Source organism: Falsiroseomonas selenitidurans (assembly GCF_012103215.1).
Classification (GTDB): domain Bacteria; phylum Pseudomonadota; class Alphaproteobacteria; order Acetobacterales; family Acetobacteraceae; genus Falsiroseomonas; species Falsiroseomonas selenitidurans.
In genome coordinates this window covers 81,393-98,446 of record NZ_JAAVNE010000018.1, presented here as the reverse complement: position 1 = coordinate 98,446, position 17,054 = coordinate 81,393, and the positions used below count along the sequence as shown (strand labels likewise).

Annotated in this window: 11 protein-coding genes and 1 tRNA gene; 2 read left to right on the top strand and 10 right to left on the bottom strand. The window is 72.0% G+C overall.

Features of this window, described 5'->3' with window-relative positions; genetic code table 11:
• The 8 genes from HEQ75_RS13000 to HEQ75_RS12965 form a co-directional block, all read right to left on the bottom strand.
• The coding region (locus HEQ75_RS13000; RefSeq protein WP_209318523.1) for a right-handed parallel beta-helix repeat-containing protein at positions 1 to 4,126 on the bottom strand (4,126 nt) is incomplete at its 3' end.
• A gap of 745 nt (positions 4,127 to 4,871) precedes the next feature.
• Positions 4,872 to 4,948: transfer RNA gene (locus HEQ75_RS12995), tRNA-Met, on the bottom strand.
• A 30-nt stretch (positions 4,949 to 4,978) separates the two neighbouring features.
• Complete coding sequence (gene mnmA, locus HEQ75_RS12990; RefSeq protein ID WP_168031121.1) at positions 4,979 to 6,088, bottom strand: tRNA 2-thiouridine(34) synthase MnmA; 1,110 nt, start codon at positions 6,086 to 6,088, stop codon at positions 4,979 to 4,981.
• Positions 6,085 to 6,777: a TenA family protein gene (locus HEQ75_RS12985; RefSeq protein ID WP_168031143.1), complete on the bottom strand. Its 693-nt coding sequence runs from the start codon at positions 6,775 to 6,777 to the stop codon at positions 6,085 to 6,087. Before HEQ75_RS12985 ends, mnmA begins: the two co-directional genes overlap by 4 nt.
• Before the next feature lie 14 nt (positions 6,778 to 6,791).
• Positions 6,792 to 7,121 carry a ferredoxin family 2Fe-2S iron-sulfur cluster binding protein gene (locus tag HEQ75_RS12980; protein ID WP_168031119.1) on the bottom strand — a complete coding sequence of 110 codons (330 nt, stop codon included), beginning with the start codon at positions 7,119 to 7,121 and terminating at the stop codon, positions 6,792 to 6,794.
• An 86-nt stretch (positions 7,122 to 7,207) separates the two neighbouring features.
• Positions 7,208 to 8,392: a cysteine desulfurase family protein gene (locus HEQ75_RS12975; protein ID WP_168031118.1), complete on the bottom strand. Its 1,185-nt coding sequence runs from the start codon at positions 8,390 to 8,392 to the stop codon at positions 7,208 to 7,210.
• Positions 8,389 to 9,495, bottom strand: coding sequence for a cysteine desulfurase family protein (locus HEQ75_RS12970; RefSeq protein WP_168031117.1), 1,107 nt, complete (start codon positions 9,493 to 9,495; stop codon positions 8,389 to 8,391). Before HEQ75_RS12970 ends, HEQ75_RS12975 begins: the two co-directional genes overlap by 4 nt.
• A 5-nt stretch (positions 9,496 to 9,500) precedes the next feature.
• Entirely contained in the window at positions 9,501 to 10,004 is a 504-nt protein-coding gene (locus HEQ75_RS12965) for an Rrf2 family transcriptional regulator (RefSeq protein WP_168031115.1), read from the bottom strand.
• A gap of 553 nt (positions 10,005 to 10,557) precedes the next feature.
• Here HEQ75_RS12965 and HEQ75_RS12960 point away from each other — a divergent pair.
• Positions 10,558 to 11,226 carry an alpha/beta hydrolase gene (locus HEQ75_RS12960; protein ID WP_168031113.1) on the top strand — a complete coding sequence of 223 codons (669 nt, stop codon included), beginning with the start codon at positions 10,558 to 10,560 and terminating at the stop codon, positions 11,224 to 11,226.
• A gap of 60 nt (positions 11,227 to 11,286) precedes the next feature.
• On the opposite strand, the gene HEQ75_RS12955 is transcribed toward HEQ75_RS12960, so the two are convergent.
• The gene (locus HEQ75_RS12955) at positions 11,287 to 12,381 is read right to left on the bottom strand and encodes an anhydro-N-acetylmuramic acid kinase (protein ID WP_168031141.1); all 1,095 of its coding nucleotides are present in this window, start codon (positions 12,379 to 12,381) and stop codon (positions 11,287 to 11,289) included.
• Positions 12,382 to 12,486: 105 nt separating this feature from the next.
• On the opposite strand from HEQ75_RS12955, the gene tyrS reads away from it, so the two are divergent.
• Complete coding sequence (gene tyrS / locus HEQ75_RS12950) at positions 12,487 to 13,722, top strand: tyrosine--tRNA ligase (RefSeq protein ID WP_168031111.1); 1,236 nt, start codon at positions 12,487 to 12,489, stop codon at positions 13,720 to 13,722.
• A 78-nt stretch (positions 13,723 to 13,800) separates the two neighbouring features.
• Here the strand turns inward: tyrS and HEQ75_RS12945 are convergent, their stop codons facing one another.
• The gene (locus HEQ75_RS12945) at positions 13,801 to 17,052 is read right to left on the bottom strand and encodes a DUF3971 domain-containing protein (RefSeq protein WP_168031109.1); all 3,252 of its coding nucleotides are present in this window, start codon (positions 17,050 to 17,052) and stop codon (positions 13,801 to 13,803) included.
• Positions 17,053 to 17,054 lie beyond the last annotated feature (2 nt).

Below are 17,054 nucleotides of genomic sequence, written 5' to 3'. Positions count from 1 at the left end.
CCTCGGCATTGCCGTAGAGCGCATCGGCATAGATCGAGCCTTCAAGGTTCTCGATGCTGTCGTAGAGGTCGCCAAGGGCCTCGCCGGTGTTCGGCGAGTCAGGTGCATCCAGGATGCCGATGCTGTCGATGCCGATGGAGTCGAGCGAGGCGGTCACGCCGGACTTGGCATGGGCATAGCTGGCGGTGTCGATCCCGTCGCCGCCATGGAGGCTGTCCCCGCCGGCACCACCCTCCAGCGTGTCGTCGCCGTCCAAGCCATCGAAGGCATTGCCCTCGGCATCACCGATCATCAGGTCGTCGAAGGCGCTGCCGACGACCCCTTCGATGGCGACCAGCTCGTCCGTGTTCAGGCCGTGCGTGACGTAGCCAAGGTCGAGGCGGACCTCGATGGCCGTCGAGCGGGCGAGGTACAAGGCGGTGTCGAAGCCCTCGCCACCCAGCAGCAGGTCGTCGCCGGCGCCGCCAGCCAGCGTGTCGTCGCCATACCCGCCGTCCAGGATGTCGTCGCCCGCCAGGCCGAGCAGGATGTTGTCGACGGGGCAGCCGGCATCGCTCACGTCGCCGATGATCCAGTCATCCGCCAGCGTGCCGATCACGCCCTCGATCTCGCTCAGCATCTGGCCGGCGGCGGACTGGCCGCCCGGCTGCGTCGAGTCGAGCGAGACCACCACGCCATCCGCGAAATCCTCGTGGAGATAGACAACCCAGTCCGTCCCGTCGCCGCCGATCAGCGTGTCCGCCCCAAGGGAGGCGCGGAAGAAGTCGTTGCCGTCGCCGCCGGCCAGCACGTTGGCCTCGTCATCGCCGCGCATGATGTCGCTGTAGTCCGTGCCGATCACGGCCTCGATCGAAACCAGCGTGTCATCGCCATCCGCCCGCTCGACCGCGGATTCGGAGAGGTCGACGCGGATCGAGTCACTCTCCCCGCTGTAGTCGGCGGTATCGAAGCCGGCGTCGCCCTGCAGCAGGTTGGAGCCCTCGCCCCCGACCAGCGTGTCGTTGCCGGCGCCACCGGACAGCGTGTCGTCGCCGGCCCCGCCATCCAGGCTGTCCGCGCCCGAGCCCGCGGTGATCGTGTCCGCACCGTCGCCGGCATCGAGAACGGTGGCGGCGGCCCCGGTGTCCACGAAGCTGTCGTCGCCGCCGAACAGCGAGTACTGGATGAAGCCGCGGCCGTTGGTCACCAGGGCCGAGGAGTCGACGGTGATGGTCAGCGCGTTCTGCGCCAGTCCGTCGAAGCCGTTGTTGTTGTTGTCCTGGCTGTCATAGACGCCGATGTAGGCGTTTTCGTAGTGGTTGCCGCTGAGGACATGCGCCGCGTCGTAGGTCTCGAGCGGGCCCCAGGGCGCCTCGATGAAGACGCCGATCGTCGTCTGGTTGAAGGTGTTGTTCGAGACGGTGGCAGCCGTGCCGGCCTCGTACAGGCCCACGCCGACCGAGCCCATGGTCTCGATCGGCGCGGAGAGCTCGGCAGGACCGCTGATCGTGTTGCCGGAGATCTCGAGCGTCCCGGCCTGGCGTACCAGGATGCCGGTCGCGGAGTAGCCGGGGCTGCCGGGGGCGATGTCGTTGATGGTGTTGTTGCGGATGATGCCGGTGGTGCCGTCGCGACCGTTGCTGGCCGCGGAGCCGATCTGCATCCCGTTCTGGTTCGATTTGCCCCGCTCGCCGCTGGCATTGATCGTATTGTCTTCGATCAGCACGTCCAGCTTCGGGCCCCAGGCGACGATGCCGGTCTTCTGGAAATCGCTGATCGTGCTGTTGCGGACCTCCACCGTCACCGCCGTTTCCAGCGCGCTGCTGCCTTCGGCCACGATCCCGTAATGGGTCGAGTAGCCGGAGAGGTTGTCGTCGCTCTCCAGCGGCTCGCGGATGCCGGTGATCGTGACATCCTCGATCACGGCGGCGGTATCGCTGATCGCGATGCCGACCATCGGGTCATCCGAGGAGGCGGCGCCCTGGCCGCGCCCGTCGATGGTGATGCCGCGCACCGTCACGGCGCCCTGCGTCGGATCGGCGACGTCCAGTTCCAGGATGGAGAATTTCAGCCAGCCATTGATCGTGGTGCCGGTCTGCACCTGGTTGGCGGTATCCGGCGCCTCCAGCGTGATGTCGTGGCCTTCGGCCGCCTCGATGGTGATGCCGCCGGTGCGGACGATGAACTGCCCGCGATAGAATTCCGGCGAGGAATCCTCAAACAGGCGAATGGTGTCGCCGGGCTGTGCAGCATCCAGCGCATCCTGCAGGCTGGCAAAGCCGCCATTGCCGACGAGCAGCAGGGCCCGGCCGGACGGATCGACGATCTTCTCGAGACCCTGGACGGTCTGGGTGCCGTCGCTTGTCGTGGTGATGGTGAAGCCGCCGCCATCCAGCGCCGTGATCGTCTCCGGAAGCGCACCATCGAGCTGCAGCATGTCGATGCCGTCGCCACCGATGACCACGATGCCGTCGGTCGCTTGGAAGGTGTCGTTGCCTGACCCGCCATCCAGCGTATCGGCGCCGGAATCGCCGCCGCTGAGCTGGTCGTCGCCGCCGCCGCCGGTGATGACATTGTCCCCGGCGTTGCCGATCAGGATCTGGCCGTCGCTCGAGGTGCCGGTCAGATCCTCCACATGATCAACCAGGGTGTAGAGGCTCAGCCCGGTCTGCACCTCGTCATGCCCGCCGGCGGCGAGTTCGGTCACCGTGTCGAGGCCCTCAACGCCCAGATAGACGTCGTTGCCCTCGCCGCCGCTCAGCGTGTCGATTCCGTCGCCGCCCTCCAGGGTGTCGTCGCCCTGCTCACCCCGCAGGTCGTCATTGCCGGCCGCCCCCTGCAAAAGGTCGCCCGCGCCGCCGCCGATGAGGCGGTTGTCGTCGCCCGAGCCGATCAGCGTATCGGCATAGTCGCCACCATGCGCGCCTTCCATGCCGACCAGCGTGTCGTTGAGGCTGCTGGTGCCGGCCTCAAGGTTCACCATCACGGCGCCGGAGTGGTCGTAATAGGCGGCCATGTCGAAGCCATCGCCGCCATCCAGCCGGTCGTTGCCTTCGCCGCCGGTCAGCGTGTCGTCGCCGGCGCCACCTTCGACCGTGTCCGCGCCGTCGGCGCCGAGCACCTGGTCGTTGCCTTGGCCGCCCTGCAGAAGCTGGCTGCCGGTGGCACCGTAGATGGTGTCATCCTGGCTGCTGCCGATGACCGCTTCGATGCTGGAATAGCTGTCGCCCGCGGCGTCACCGCCGGTGCCGGTGCCGCTGTCGAGATCGACATTGACCGCGGCGCCGGACTGCGCGTAGTCCGCCGTGTCGATCCCGTCATCACCATTCAGCACGTCCGCACCGGCGCCGCCCTCCAGGGTGTCGTCGCCGGCGCCGCCGAGCAGCTCGTCGTCGCCGCCGCCGCCCTGCAGCGTGTCGGCGCCAGCGCTGCCCTGCAGGCTGTCCCCGCCGTCGCCGCCGCTCACCAGATCGTCGCCATCGCCGCCAACCAGCAGGTCGCCGTGGCTGCCGCCCCGCAAGGTGTCGCCATAGGCGCTGCCGAAGGCGCCCTCGAAACCATCCAGCAGGTCGGTCCCTTCGCCCGTGGCCCCGCCGGCGTCGTAGTTGTCAGGATCGGCTTCCTCGGTCAGGCGCACCGAGACGGGCCCTTCGGCCGCGCGGAAATCGGCGATATCGTTGCTGACGTCCCCACCGCCGATCAGGGTGTCGTTGCCCTTGCCGCCGGCCAGCACATCGCTGCCGCCGCCGCCGTCGAGGTAGTCGTCCCCATCGCCGCCCGCGAGGTCGTTCTCGAGATCGGAGCCGTAGATCGAGTCGCTCGCGTCGGAACCGATGACGCCCTCGATGTCGGTCAGAATGTCGCCGTCCGCGTCGCCACCGGAGGTGTCGCCGGTACCAAGGTCGACGACGACGCCCACGCCGGAACCGGCATAGCTGGCCGTGTCGATGCCGTCGCCGCCATCGAGCGTGTCGCCGCCGGCGCCACCCATCAGCAGGTCGTGGCCGTCGCCACCGCTGAGGCTGTCGGCCGAATCCCGGCCCGTCAGCGTGTCATTGCCACCCAGTCCGTTGATGAAGTTCATCACGCCGGCGTCGCCGGTGAGGGTGTCGTCCGCTTCGCTGCCGGTGATCGTCGAGATACTCATGATCGGGGTTCCGCCTCGTGGCCTGGTTGTCGACGCAGCGCGCCGTCGCCGGAAAGACCGGGAATGCCGTCAGCCCCCCCGGTTGCACGTCGTCCCTGTCGGTGGCGCATGATGGAAGTGCATGGCCTGGCCAATTCCAGGTGGAGCACAAATTCCCGCAATGCTGAGGACCGCGCCGCGGGGCGCCTGCCAAATCCACCGGAAGACAAGCGCGCCACAGATACTTGTGCCGGCCGCCCATCGACATCGAATACCACCAAACCAGGGACGCCATACTGCGGGGCGGACCCTACCAGCCCAACACGCCGCCGCTGAGACCCGGTTTTGTAAGGTATTGTCGTGTAAACGGAACGTTAAGCGGTCGCGCTGTCACCCCCAACACGCAACCCGGGCGTGTGAATCGGTGCCGGTGCGTCGGCCAGGCCGCTTCGGCCCTCGCGCCTCGGCACCGCTGCATGGGCCGCTTGAGCCTGCGCGATGCCGCCGCAGCCGCCGGCCGGCAGCGCGTTCAAAGAATTGGACGGCGTCTTCTTTCGCCACAACATCCGGAACGATCGGGACCGATCCGGCCTACATCACCCTACAATTCACGGCGAAATCGCCGTCGTGCCGGGCGCCGGCCATGGCGTCGGAATCCGACAGCGGCCGGATGCGCATCGCCCGCCGGGTGGCCGGCGCTGCGGCGCGGCCAATCCAGGACGACCGGGAGAGAGGGTGTGCAGGCCTACCCCGCAGCGCGGGGCGATGGTAGCGGCGAGCGGACTTGAACCGCTGACCCCGGCATTATGAGTGCCGTGCTCTAACCAGCTGAGCTACGCCGCCCCATGGGGGCACCCGAGGGCGGGGCCGCGATTACGCTGCCGCCCCATGGCTGTCAATGTCGGACTGCGCCAGGGCGGGCGCGCGCAGGAAGCCGCCGCCCAGCACGCGGTCGCCATCATACACCACGCAGGCCTGGCCGGCGGCGACGATGTTGGGCTCGGCCAGGGCCACATGCATGAGGCCGGCGGCCGCGTCCCATGCCACCCTGGCCTCCCGCGGCGCCTCCCGCCCCCGCAGCTTCACCTGCACGGATAGCGGCGCGGTGGGCGGGGCGACCAGCCAGTTCACCTCGCCCGCCACCGCCCGGGCCTGCGGCAGGGCGGCGCGGGGGCCAACGACGATGCGCCGGCGCGGCGCGTCGATGGCGGCGACGAACAGACGCTCCCCACCCCCGCCCAGGCCGAGACCGCGCCCCTGCCCCACCGTGTAGCGCCCGATGCCCTGGTGGGTGCCCAGCACGCGGCCCTGGCCATCGACGATCTCGCCCGGCTCGGCCGCCTCCGGCCGCAGCCTTGCCACCAGCCGGTCGTAGCTGCCTTCCGGCACGAAGCAGATGTCCTGGCTGTCCGGCTTGGCGGCAACCGCCAGGCCCAGGCGCGCCGCCACCGCGCGCACCGCCGCCTTGTCCGGCATGTCACCCAGCGGGAAGCGGCAGAAATCGAGCTGCTCCCGGGTCGTGGCGAACAGGAAGTAGGACTGGTCCCGCACCGGGTCCGCCGCACGATGCAGCGCCGCGCCCCCGGGGCCTTCCACGCGGCGGGCATAGTGGCCGGTGGCCAGCGCCTCGCAGCCCAGGTCGCGGGCCAGTTCGACCAGATCCTGGAATTTTACCGTCTGGTTGCAGCGCACGCAGGGGATGGGTGTCTCGCCGCGGGCGTAGCTGGCCGCGAAATCGTCGATCACGGCCTCGCGGAAGCGGCTTTCGCGGTCCAGCACATAGTGGGGGATGCCCAGCACCTCGGCCACGCGGCGGGCATCGTGGATGTCCTGGCCGGCGCAGCAGGCGCCCTTCTTCTGGATGGCCGCACCGTGGTCATACAGCTGCAGGGTGGCGCCCACCACCTCATGCCCCTGCTCCACCAGCAGCGCGGCCACCACGCTGCTGTCCACGCCGCCGGACATGGCCACGAGGATCCTCATCCCGCCGCGTCCAGCCCCTGCTGCCAGAAGCGCTGCTCCAGCCGCGCCGCCTCGCCGAAGGTGGCGGCCAGCATCGGGAAGCGGGCGTCGCCGCCATGGGTTGCGCCCAGCGCGTCGATCCGCGCGGCGGCGGCGCGCGCCAGGGCCTGGTAGCCGGGCGCGGCATAGGCCTCGATCCAGCCCTGGTAGGGGTTGCCTTCGACCTTCCGCGCCGGGTCGGCCAGGATGCGCAGCGCCACCTCGCCATAGCCCACCGTGCAGGGGGCCAGCGCCACCTCAAGGTCCAGGATGTCGCCGGCCAGGCCGCGGTCGATGACGTAGCGCGTGTAGCTGACGGTCTCCGCCGACTCCGCCGTGGCGCGCACCGTGGCCTCCGGGATGCCCCATTCGGCGCAGTAGGTCAGGTGCATCGTGGTCTCGGCCAGGATGGCCTGGATCGACGCCGCCTTCTCCCGCATCGAGTCCAGGCTTTCCGCCTTGAAGACGGCAAGCGCCTTGGCGCGGGCGAACTGGATCAGGAACAGGTAGTCCTGGATCAGGAAGTCCTGGAAGGCGGCCAGCTTCAGGCTGCCGTCGGAAAGCTGCCGGACGAAATCGTGCCAGGTGTAGGCCTGCCAATCCGCCGCGCAGTCGGCGCGCAGCCGGCGGAACAACCCGCCCTCGGCGCCGAAATCCTCCCAGGGCGGCATGCTCGGCTGCATGATCAGCCGCCGGCGTTCCGGGTGCCGGCGGGCAGCTTCACCACCAGCCCGTCCAGCGCCTCCGTCATGATGATCTGGCAGCCCAGCCGCGAGGTCTCCTGCAGGTCGAAGGCGAGGTCGAGCATGTCCTCCTCATCCTCCGTCGCATCGGCCAGCTTGCCGTACCAGCCGGCATCCACCACCACATGGCAGGTGGAGCAGGCGAGCGAGCCTTCGCAGGCGCCCTCGATGTCGACCCCATGCTTGTGCGCGATCTCGAGCACGGACAGGCCAAGCGGCGCATCCACCTGCCTGTGGGTCCCATCGCGCTCGATGAAGGTCATCTTCGGCATGTCAGCCTCTACTCCGCGCCGCTGGCCCCACGCCGGGGCGATCGATGTCCAAAAGTCGCGGCGCCCCGTCCGGGGACCGCCCCTGCTCAGGAAGCTTTCGAGGACTCCATGGCCCGGCGCCAGGCGGCGGCGAGGGCCGCGGCAGCTCGATCCACATCCATGGGCGAGGTAAAGCGGCCCATGCCGATGCGCAAGGTCGCGCGCGCCCGCTCCGGCGCCAAACCCAGCGCCTGCAACACATAGGAAGGCTCGACCTCGGCCGAGGAGCAGGCGGAGCCGGTGGAGACGCAGAGCTCCGGCGCCGCTTCCATGATGGCCTGCGCCGTCACCCCGCCCGGGAAGGAGAGGGAGAGGTTGCCCGCAACGCGCGCCTGCCAATCGCCATTCACCGCCAGGCCGGGCACGGCCGCCTCCAGCGCCGTGCGAAAGCGGTCCCGCTGCCCGGCGATGCGGCCGGCATCCAGCGGGCCTTCCAGGGCGGCGATGCGGCAGGCCTCGCCGAAGCCGACGATCAGCGGCGCCGGCAGGGTGCCGGAACGCAAGCCGCGTTCCTGCCCGCCGCCGGAGAACAGCGGCGCGAGCCTGACGCGCGGCCGGCGCCGGACATAGAGCGCACCGATGCCCTTGGGGCCGTAGACCTTGTGGCCCGAGAGCGACATCAGGTCGGCGCGGATCGCCGCCACATCCAGCGGCAGGCGCCCGGCCGCCTGCGCCGCATCGGTGTGGAACAGCGCGCCATGCTGCTTCGCCAGCGCCCCGATCGCGGCCAGGTCCTGCACCACGCCGATCTCGTTGTTCACCGCCATGACGGAGACCAGCAGCGTCGGTGCCTCCACCAGGGCGGCGTCCAGAACCGCCAGGTCCAGCAGCCCATCCGGCCGCACCGGCAGCACCAGGGGCGCGAAGCCTTCCGCCGCCAGGTCGCGGACGCTTTCCAGCACGCATTTGTGCTCGGTCGCCAGCGTGATGACGCGCCGGCGCTCGGTTGCCTGGCCGGCGGCGAAGCGGGCGGCGCCCTTGATCGCCAGGTTGTTGGATTCGGTGGCGCCGGAGGTGAACAGGATCTCCGCCGGCTCCGCCCCGATCAACGCCGCCACATGGGCCCGTGCCTCCGCCACCGCCGCCTCCGCGGCCCGGCCCATGGCGTGCTCGACGGAGCCGGGATTGGCGAAATTCTCCTCCCACCACGGCCGCATTGCCGCCAGCACCCGCGGGTCGGCCGGGGTGGTGGCGTGGTTGTCGAGGTAGATGGGGCGGTTCGGACGGGTCATGGCGCCAATCTGGCCCCGGCCAGGGCCGGGCGGGAGAGGCGGCTGCGCATGGCCGACCACGCGGCCGTGAAACGCTCCGCCGAATCCGCCGGGGCATCCCAGGGCAGCGAGACGCGAATCGCCCCCTGCAGCCCCATCGCCGCCAGCACATGGCTGGCGCCGACCTTGCCGGAGGAACAGGCGGCGCCGGCCGAGACCTGCACCCCGGCGAGGTCCAACGCGATCACCTGCGTCTCCGCCGCCGCGCCGGGCAGGATGAGGCTGCTGGTATTGGGCAGGCGCGGTGCCCCGCCCCCGGCGACCAGGGCGCCCTGGGCCAGGCAGAAGGCCTCGATGGCATCGCGGAGCGGGGCGAGCCTCGCGGCGGCGGCCGGGTGCGCGGCTGCGGCCGCGGCGCCCAGGCCGGCGATGGCGGGCAGCGGTTCCGTGCCGCCGCGCCTGCCGCGTTCCTGCCCGCCGCCGGCGATCAACGGCGCCACCGCCAGGCCCGGGCGCAGCAGCAGCGCGCCGGCGCCCTTCGGCCCGCCCAGCTTGTGGCCGGACAGCGCCAGCGTGTCCGCCCCCAGCGCCGCGGCATCCAGGGGCACGCGCCCGGCCGCCTGCACCGCATCCACATGCAGCGCCGCGCCATGGCGCCGGCAGATCGCGGCCAGTTCCTCCAGCGGGTGCAGCACGCCGGTCTCGTTGTTCGCCGCCATCAGGCACACCAGGGCGGGCAGGCCCTGCCGCAGCGCCGCGTCCAGCACGGCAGGGTCCAGCGTGCCGTCCGGCCGGACCGGCAAGTGCGTGGCATCGGGGGCCGCGGCCAGGACGGCGGGGTGTTCGGTGGCGCCGAGCAGGATGCGCCGCCCCGGCGCCAGGGCGTGAATCGCCAGCGCATTCGCCTCGGTCCCGCCGGCGGTGAAGACCACATCGGCCGGCGCCGTGCCGAAGCGGGAAGCCACCTGGTCCCGCGCCCGTTCCAGCAGCCGCCGCGCCGCCCGCCCGGCACCATGGACGGAGGAGGGGTTGCCCGGCAGGTCCAGCGCCTGCAGCACCGCCTGGCGCGCTTCGGGGCGCAGCGGCTCCGTCGCGTTGGCGTCCAGGTAAAGCGGCGCGGCCATGCGGGTCAGGCCGGCGGAGCCGGGGCCGGACCGGGCGGGGTGGGCGGGATGGCGCGGCCCAGCACCTGGCCGCAGACCACATCGGCCAGCGTCACGCCATCCAGGAACAGGCGGATCTGGCTGCCGAGTTCGGCCCAGAGGTCATGCGTCAGGCAGCGGTCCCCGGCCAGGCAGCCCGGCCCGCCCTCGTCGCAGCGAGTCGCCTGGATGGGCTCGTCCACCGCCTCGACGATCGCGGCGATGGAGATCTGCGCCGCGGGGCGGGACAGCCGGTAGCCGCCGCCGGGGCCGCGGGTGGAGGCCACCAGCCCGGCGCGGCGCAGCGGGCCGAAGAGCTGTTCCAGATAGGCCAGGGACAGGCGCTGGGCCTGGGCGATCTCCGCCAGGCTCACCTGGCTGCGCGCCGGCACCCGGGCGGCGACGGAACATTCCGCCGACTCGCCCTGCGCGCGCGCCGCAAGCTCGACCATGGCCATCACGGCGTATCGACCGCGGGTGGAAAGCCTCATGGCGCACTCCCGTGCTGCGTGTTGCGCGGGCCCCGATCGGGCCCGCATGGCGATCCGCCCGCTTCCGTGTCCGAAGCATAGGCGGTGACGTCGCAGTCAGGGCGCAAGAACATGCGGGTCATGCCGTGAATCCGATATCAAAGCTGACCCTGTCTCACCTATATTACGTGAACCCCAGGGGCACGGGAGCCTGACCTGGGGTGCCCAATCCGGGGTGCCCATCGGCGCAAGCCTTGCCGCACCCGCCAGAACGATGATGGAGCCCGAGGACAGCGACCGCTATCCCGTTGACCGCGTGCCACCCCAACACGCATCAACCCGGCGGCGGTTGCCTGCATGACGCTATAGTTCCCGACCCCTGTCGTCAACAATGACGGGGCCGATCATTGGACTGGACGTGCCGAGGCGCGCCGCGGCGACGGTGCCCTGGTTCCCCAAACGGGCTGGAGAAGGGTGTCGCTGCGCGCGCCCCTCTCCGCCCTTGGTCCCCTTCCCCCGGTGCCGGCAGGCCCGGGACGGCGGGGGACCCAACATGGACTGGATCGACAGGACGATGCCTGAAGTCATGTTTGCCGGGCCGGATGGCCGGCTCGAGGGTCGCTACCACCACGCGAAGCAGGCGCATGCGCCGGTTGCGCTGATCCTGCACCCGCACCCGCTGCATGGCGGGACCATGAACAACCGCGTCGTTCATGCGCTGTACCAGCGCTTCCAGGCGATGGGGTTTTCCACCCTGCGCTTCAACTTCCGCGGCGTCGGCCGCAGCCAGGGCCGCTATGATGGCGGCATCGGCGAGATCTCGGACGCTGCGGCGGCGCTGGACTTCCTCCAGGCGGTGAACCCGAACGCTTCCTCGCTCTGGGTCGCCGGCTATTCGTTCGGCTCCTATGTCGGGATGCAGCTGCTGATGCGTCGGCCGGAGATGGGCGGCTTCGTCAGCGTCTCCGCCCCCGCCAGCCATTATGATTTCGGCTTCCTGGCGCCCTGCCCCTGCAACGGGCTGATCCTGCACGGCGCCGATGACGAGCTGGTGCCGGAAGCCAGCGTGCGGAAGCTGGTTGACAAGCTGAACACCCAGAAGGGCATCCGCATCGACTACCGGGTGATGCCCGCCGCCGGCCATATCTACACCCCGCCGCAGGCGGAACAGGTGGCGGATGCGGCGGAGGACCATGTGATGGCGACGCTGAACCGCGGCCGCATGGCGCTGGCGGCCGACTGAGGCGCCGGGCGGGCCGCCCTGGCCCGCCCCTTTCCCGCCGCGCCGGCAACCGGCCCCTTTCTACAGCAGCGGCCCCACCAGCCGCCCCCCCGGCATCGACCCCGGCGCCCCGGTGGTGCCCGGAAAGGTCAGCGGCAGGCCGCGCCACACCCGCGCCGCCAGCACGCCGAAAGCCTGGGCTTCCAGCGCATCGCCGTTCCAGCCCGCCACCTCCACCGCGCGCACCGGTTCCGCCAGCGCGGCGCCGAGGGCGCGCATCAGCGCCGGGTTGCGCCGGCCGCCGCCGGCCACCAGCCATTGCACCGGCGGTTCCGGGAAGTGCCGCGCCGCCGCCGCCACGCAGATGGCGCAGAAGGCCACCAGCGTCGCCGCACCATCCGCCGGCGACAGCGCCGCCGCACCCGAATCTTTCAGCGCCCGGTCGAAATCCAGCCGGTCCAGGGATTTCGGCGGTGGCGCCGCCAGCCAGGGATGCGCCATCAGCGGCGCCAGCACCCCGCCATCCGCCTGGCCGGCCAGCGCCAGCCGGCCGTCGCGGTCATAGGCCTCGCCCGTCGCCAGCCGCGCCCAATCGTCCAGCGGGCCGTTGGCAGGGCCGGTATCGAAGGCGATCAGCCGGCCATCGGCGCCAATCCAGGTGACATTGGCGACGCCGCCCAGGTTCAGGATGGCCAGCGGCTTGGGCAGCCGCGCCGCCATCACCGCATGCACCACCGGCACCAGCGGCGCCCCCTGCCCGCCGGCCGCGACATCGGCGGCGCGGAAATCATGCGCGACGGTCATCCCCGTCTCCCGCGCCAGCCGCGCCGCATCGCCCACCTGCCAGGTGAAGCCGGCGGCATTGCTGCCCGGCCGCTGCGGCCGGTGCAGGATGGTCTGCCCGTGGAAGCCGATGAGGTCCGCCGGCCAGCCGATGGCGCGCACCGCCTCCACATGCCGCTCGGTCAGCCGCGCCACGCAATGGGCCAGGAAGGGGTCCTCCGGCCCGATTTCCGCCGCGCGGTCCAGCAGCGTCCGCAGGTCGCGGCGCAGCGCCGGCGCATAGGGCAGGGTCAGCACCGGGCCGAGCCGCCCGATCGCCTCCCCATCCGTCTCAACCCAGGCGGCATCCACCCCATCCAGGGAGGTTCCGCTCATCAGCCCGATCGTTCTCAGCATGGCGCCAACGTGCTACGCCACCCGCGCCGCCGGAAGCCCCGTCCGGGCAGACCCGCCCCGGTTCGGACCCGACCTCGATGATGGACCCGATCGCACAGCGCCATGACCGCCACCGAAGATTTCCTCGCCATTGCGCGTGAGCGCGGCTTCATCCACCAGGTGACGGATGCCGAGGCGCTGTCGGCCCGCCTGCGTGCAGGGCCGGTGGCCGGCTATATCGGCTTCGATGCCACCGCGGACAGCCTGCATGTCGGATCGCTGGTGCAGATCATGCTGCTGCGGCTGATGCAGCGCACCGGCCACAAGCCGGTCGTGCTGATGGGCGGCGGCACCACGAAGGTCGGCGATCCCTCCTTCCGCGACGAGGCCCGGCCGCTGCTGACCGATGCGCAGATCGAGGTGAACAAGGCCGGCATCCTGCGCGCCTTCCGCAGCTTCCTGCACTTCGGCGAGGGTCCGTCGGATGCCATCATGCTGGACAACGCCGAATGGCTGGACCGGCTGGAATACGTGCCGTTCCTGCGCGACATCGGCCGGCATTTCAGCGTCAACCGCATGCTGTCGATGGACAGCGTGAAGCTGCGGCTGGAACGGGAACAGAACCTCTCCTTCCTCGAATTCAACTACATGCTGCTGCAATCCTACGACTTCCTGGAACTCAGCCGGCGGCACGGCGTGGCGCTGCAGGCCGGCGGCTCGGACCAGTGGGGCAACATCATCATGGGCGCCGACCTGGTCCGCCGGGTGGATGGCAAGGAGGCCTTCGGCGTCACCACGCCGCTGATCACCACCGCCTCCGGCGCCAAGATGGGCAAGACGGCCAGCGGCGCGGTGTGGCTGAACGCGGACCGCTTCGCGCCCTACGATTACTGGCAGTTCTGGCGCAACACGGAGGATGCGGATGTCGGCCGCTTCCTCGGCCTGTTCACGGACCTGCCGATGCCGGAGGTGGCGCGCCTCGGCGCCCTGGCCGGGGCCGAGATCAACGAGGCGAAGAAGATCCTGGCGACGGAAGCCACCGCCCTGCTGCATGGCCGGGAGGCGGCCGGGACGGCGGCGGAGACCGCGCGCCGCGCCTTCGAGCAGGGCGAGGCGGCGGAGACGCTGCCGAGCCATGACGCCGCGCTGCCCGCGCCCGTGGTGGACCTGCTGGTCGCCGCCGGCTTCTGCGCCAGCAAGGGGGAAGCCCGGCGGCTGATCGCCCAGGGCGGCATCCGCCTGAACGACGCGGCGGTGGGCGATGCCGCGCAACTGCTGACGGCCGGGGACCTGCGCGACGGCGCCGCGAAGCTCTCGCTCGGCCGCAAGCGTCATCTGCTGGTGCGTCAGGCCCCCTGACGCTTGCCCGGGGCGCCCGCCGATGGCGGGGCCGGCCGGCGCGCGGCGATGCGGCGTGCGTGGTGGAACCGGGCGGCTTCAACGCTCCTGCCCGATCTGGAACAGGCCGCGCAGGAAGCCCGGGGTCAGCGCCGCCAGGGGGTTGAAATCCGCCAGCTGCGGGTCCTCGACCGGCCCGGTCAGGCGGAAGGTGGCGGCGAACAGCCCGCCGCCGGCCTCGGGCGCGAACAGGCGCCCGATCAGCGGCAGGTTGCCCAGCAGGGAATTGAAGAAATAGGCCGGCACCACCGTGCCGGAGATGTTCATCCGCTTCCGCCGGCGGTCCAACGTGCCCGTCGCCGTCAGCCCCAGCGAGGCGGAAAAGGCCCGCGCCTCGCCCAGGGTCAGCACATCCGGCGTCAGGCTGAAGGGGGCGACGAGGCGGGCGAAGTTCAGGCCCGGGCCGGACAGCGCCTCCACCAGCCCATAAAGCGTCATCGCCTGCAGCAGCTTGGCGAAGCTCGGCGCATCCTGCACCACGAAGTCGGTGATCTCCGCGGTGCCGGACAGCGTGGCGCCGGGGCGGTTGCCGGCATAGCGCGCCTCCACCGAAAGCTGGCCGCCGCGCAGCTTGCTCAGCACGTCGAAACTGCCGAGCAGCGCGCCGGCATCAGCCGCCCGCACCCGCAGCGACCGCCCGCCCGCCACCGGGGCGATCTCCACCTGGAAATCGCCGCGCGGCCCGGCGCGGCCGGAGAGGCTGCCGGCCCGCACCACGCCATGCTGATCCACCCGCACCCGCGCCTGCACCGCGCCCAGCGCCCGGCCGGGGCCGAGCAGCACGCGCTCGAACCGCGCATCGGCGGAGATCGCCGGCCCTTCGCCCTCTGCCTCCACCGCCGCGCCGGTCGGCCCCGGCGCCGCCTCGCTGAAGGCGCGTGCCAGGTCCAGCTGGGCGCCGCGCAGGCTGACGCTCCAGGCCCCGCCGGGACCGGAAGGCGGGCGCGCCTCGCCGGCGAAGCGGCTGTCATCGATCGCCGCCTCCGCGATCACCAGCCGTTCGAGCCGCGTGCCGCGGCCGAAGCTGGCACTGCCGGTGACGCGCAGGCCCGGCGCCTCCACCCGGAAGCGCTCGATGGCCGTCATGCTTTCCCCCTGCAGGCGCAGCACCGCCTCGCCGCCGGCGATCTGGCCGGGCGGCTTGGCCCAGGCGAGGGGTTCCACCATCAGCTGCGCCTGCCGCAGATCCGCCTTCACCACCGCCTGGCCCTGGCCGTTGCGCCGCCTTTCGCTGCGCACCTCGATCCCGACGGGGCCCGCCACCAGCTCCGGCAGCGCCAGGCCCAGGGCGTCCAGCTGCTGCGAGGTCGGCGTGGCCTGCACGGTCTCACGCATCACCACCTGGCTCGGCGGGCCGTTGCGGAAATCCATCTCCACCGCCAGCCGCGCCGCGATCCCGGCCAGCGAGGCGGTCCCGGTCACGCGCAGGCCGTTGGTATCCACCGTCAGCTCCGCCTGGCCACGTTCCAGCGGCCGGCCGAGCAGGATGTCGCCCAGCCGGAGGTCGCGCAGCCGGGCCTGGGCGCGGATCTGCAGCTGCTCCACCGGCAGGTCCGCCAGCAGCGGGAAGGCGATGTTCAGCCGCCCCTCCAGGCTGCCGCGGGCATCCTGGATCGGCATCGGCCGACGCTCGAACAGCCGCAGCCGCGGATGCTTCACCACGGCCAGCACGTCGGGCACCGGGCCGGCCAGGTTGAACACCATCTCGGTGGTTTCCTGGCCTCCATCGGGCAGCAGGAATCGCACCGTGCCGCCGCGCACCACCACGGCGCTGCCGGATTGGCGCCCGGCCGTCACCGTCATGGTGATCTGGTCGAGACCGAAGGCGACCTGGCCGGACGCACCCTCGGCCGGCGGAATCGGCCGCAGCCAGTGCACCGTGGCATCCTCCACCGCCAGGGTGCCGGACAGGCCGGTGAGCCGCGGCGCGGCCAGATCCTCGCCCACCGCCCCGGCCAGCTGCCACTGGCCGTCGCGCACCCGGCCGGCGGTCAGGTTCTCGACCAGCCAGCTGCGCGGCGCGGCGGCCAGGCCAGGCGGCCAGTAATGGCCGAGATCGGCGATCGCCAGACGGTCCAGGCCGAGCTGCGCCGTGCCCTGCCAGCGGCCCTCCCGCAGGGTGGCCTCCGCCGCCAGCGACAGGGTGGGCGCCTCGGTGCCGCCCGGCGGGGCGGCCAGCAGCAGGCGGCCGCGCGTCACCCGCAGCCGGCCGGGCGCCATCTCCGCCTCCAGTTCCAGCCCGCCCATCGCCACCGGCGGGCCGGCGCCGAGGTCGAGCGTGCCGGGGCCGGCGGTCGCCTCGGCGGCGAGCCCGGCCAGGGTGCCGGCCGCATCGATCCGGCCGCTGGCCGCCAGGCGCAGCGTCGCATCCAGCCGCGCCAGCGGGCCCAGGCCGGGCGCCGCGGCGGCCAGCAGGGCCGGGCGCACCTCCGGCAGCAGCAGGCGAAACGCGACCCCGGGCGGGCCGGCCTCGCTCGCCGTCATGGCCAGGGTCAGGCTGACCGGCACCCGCTCCGCCCCCAGCAGCAGCATGGCGGCCAGCGTGCCGTCCACCCCGCCGCCGCTGCGGCGGCGCAGCGTCACATGGGCCTGGTCCAGCGACCAGGTCAGGCCGAGCGCCTCATCCTCCACCGTGATGCGTCCGGCGGCCACGCGCAGCAGCCGCAGCGCGGCCATCGGGGAGGCGTCGGAGGGCGGCGCCATCAATGCCGCCAGCACCTGCTCCGTCCAGCCCCCGACCGGCTCGGGCCCCTCCGGCCCGGGTCGCTCCGTCCTGGACCCCTCCGGTGCGGCATCGGCGGGCTGCGGCACGCCCAGCAGCAGCGTCACCCCGCCATCCGCGGCGCGCCGCAGGGTCAGCCTCGGCTCCCGCAACTCCAGCACCCGCGGCGCGAGTTCGCCCTTCAGCAGCCAGGGCAGGGACAGGGTGACGGCGGCATCCGGCAGGTCCATCGCGACCGTGCCGTCCGGTGCCTTCAGCCGCACGCCGGACAGGCGCAGCGCCACCGGCGTCAGCCGCCCCTCCTGCCAGCCCTGCCAGCCGATGGCGGCGGTGCCGACCTCCAGCCGCCGGGCGGGCGCGCCCGGCGGCGCCGGGTGCAGCCCGCCCTGGTCCGGCGGCTGGTTCACCTGGTCCTCGATCGCGCGGGCCAGGACCTCCAGCTCGATCGGCCCCTGCGACAGCCGCCAGGCGGCGGCACCGGCCAGAAGCAGCAGCAGCAGCGCCAGGCCGAACAGCAGCCGCAGGGCGCGATGCGCCTCCCGCGCCACTTGACCGGCGGCCGCCCTCATCG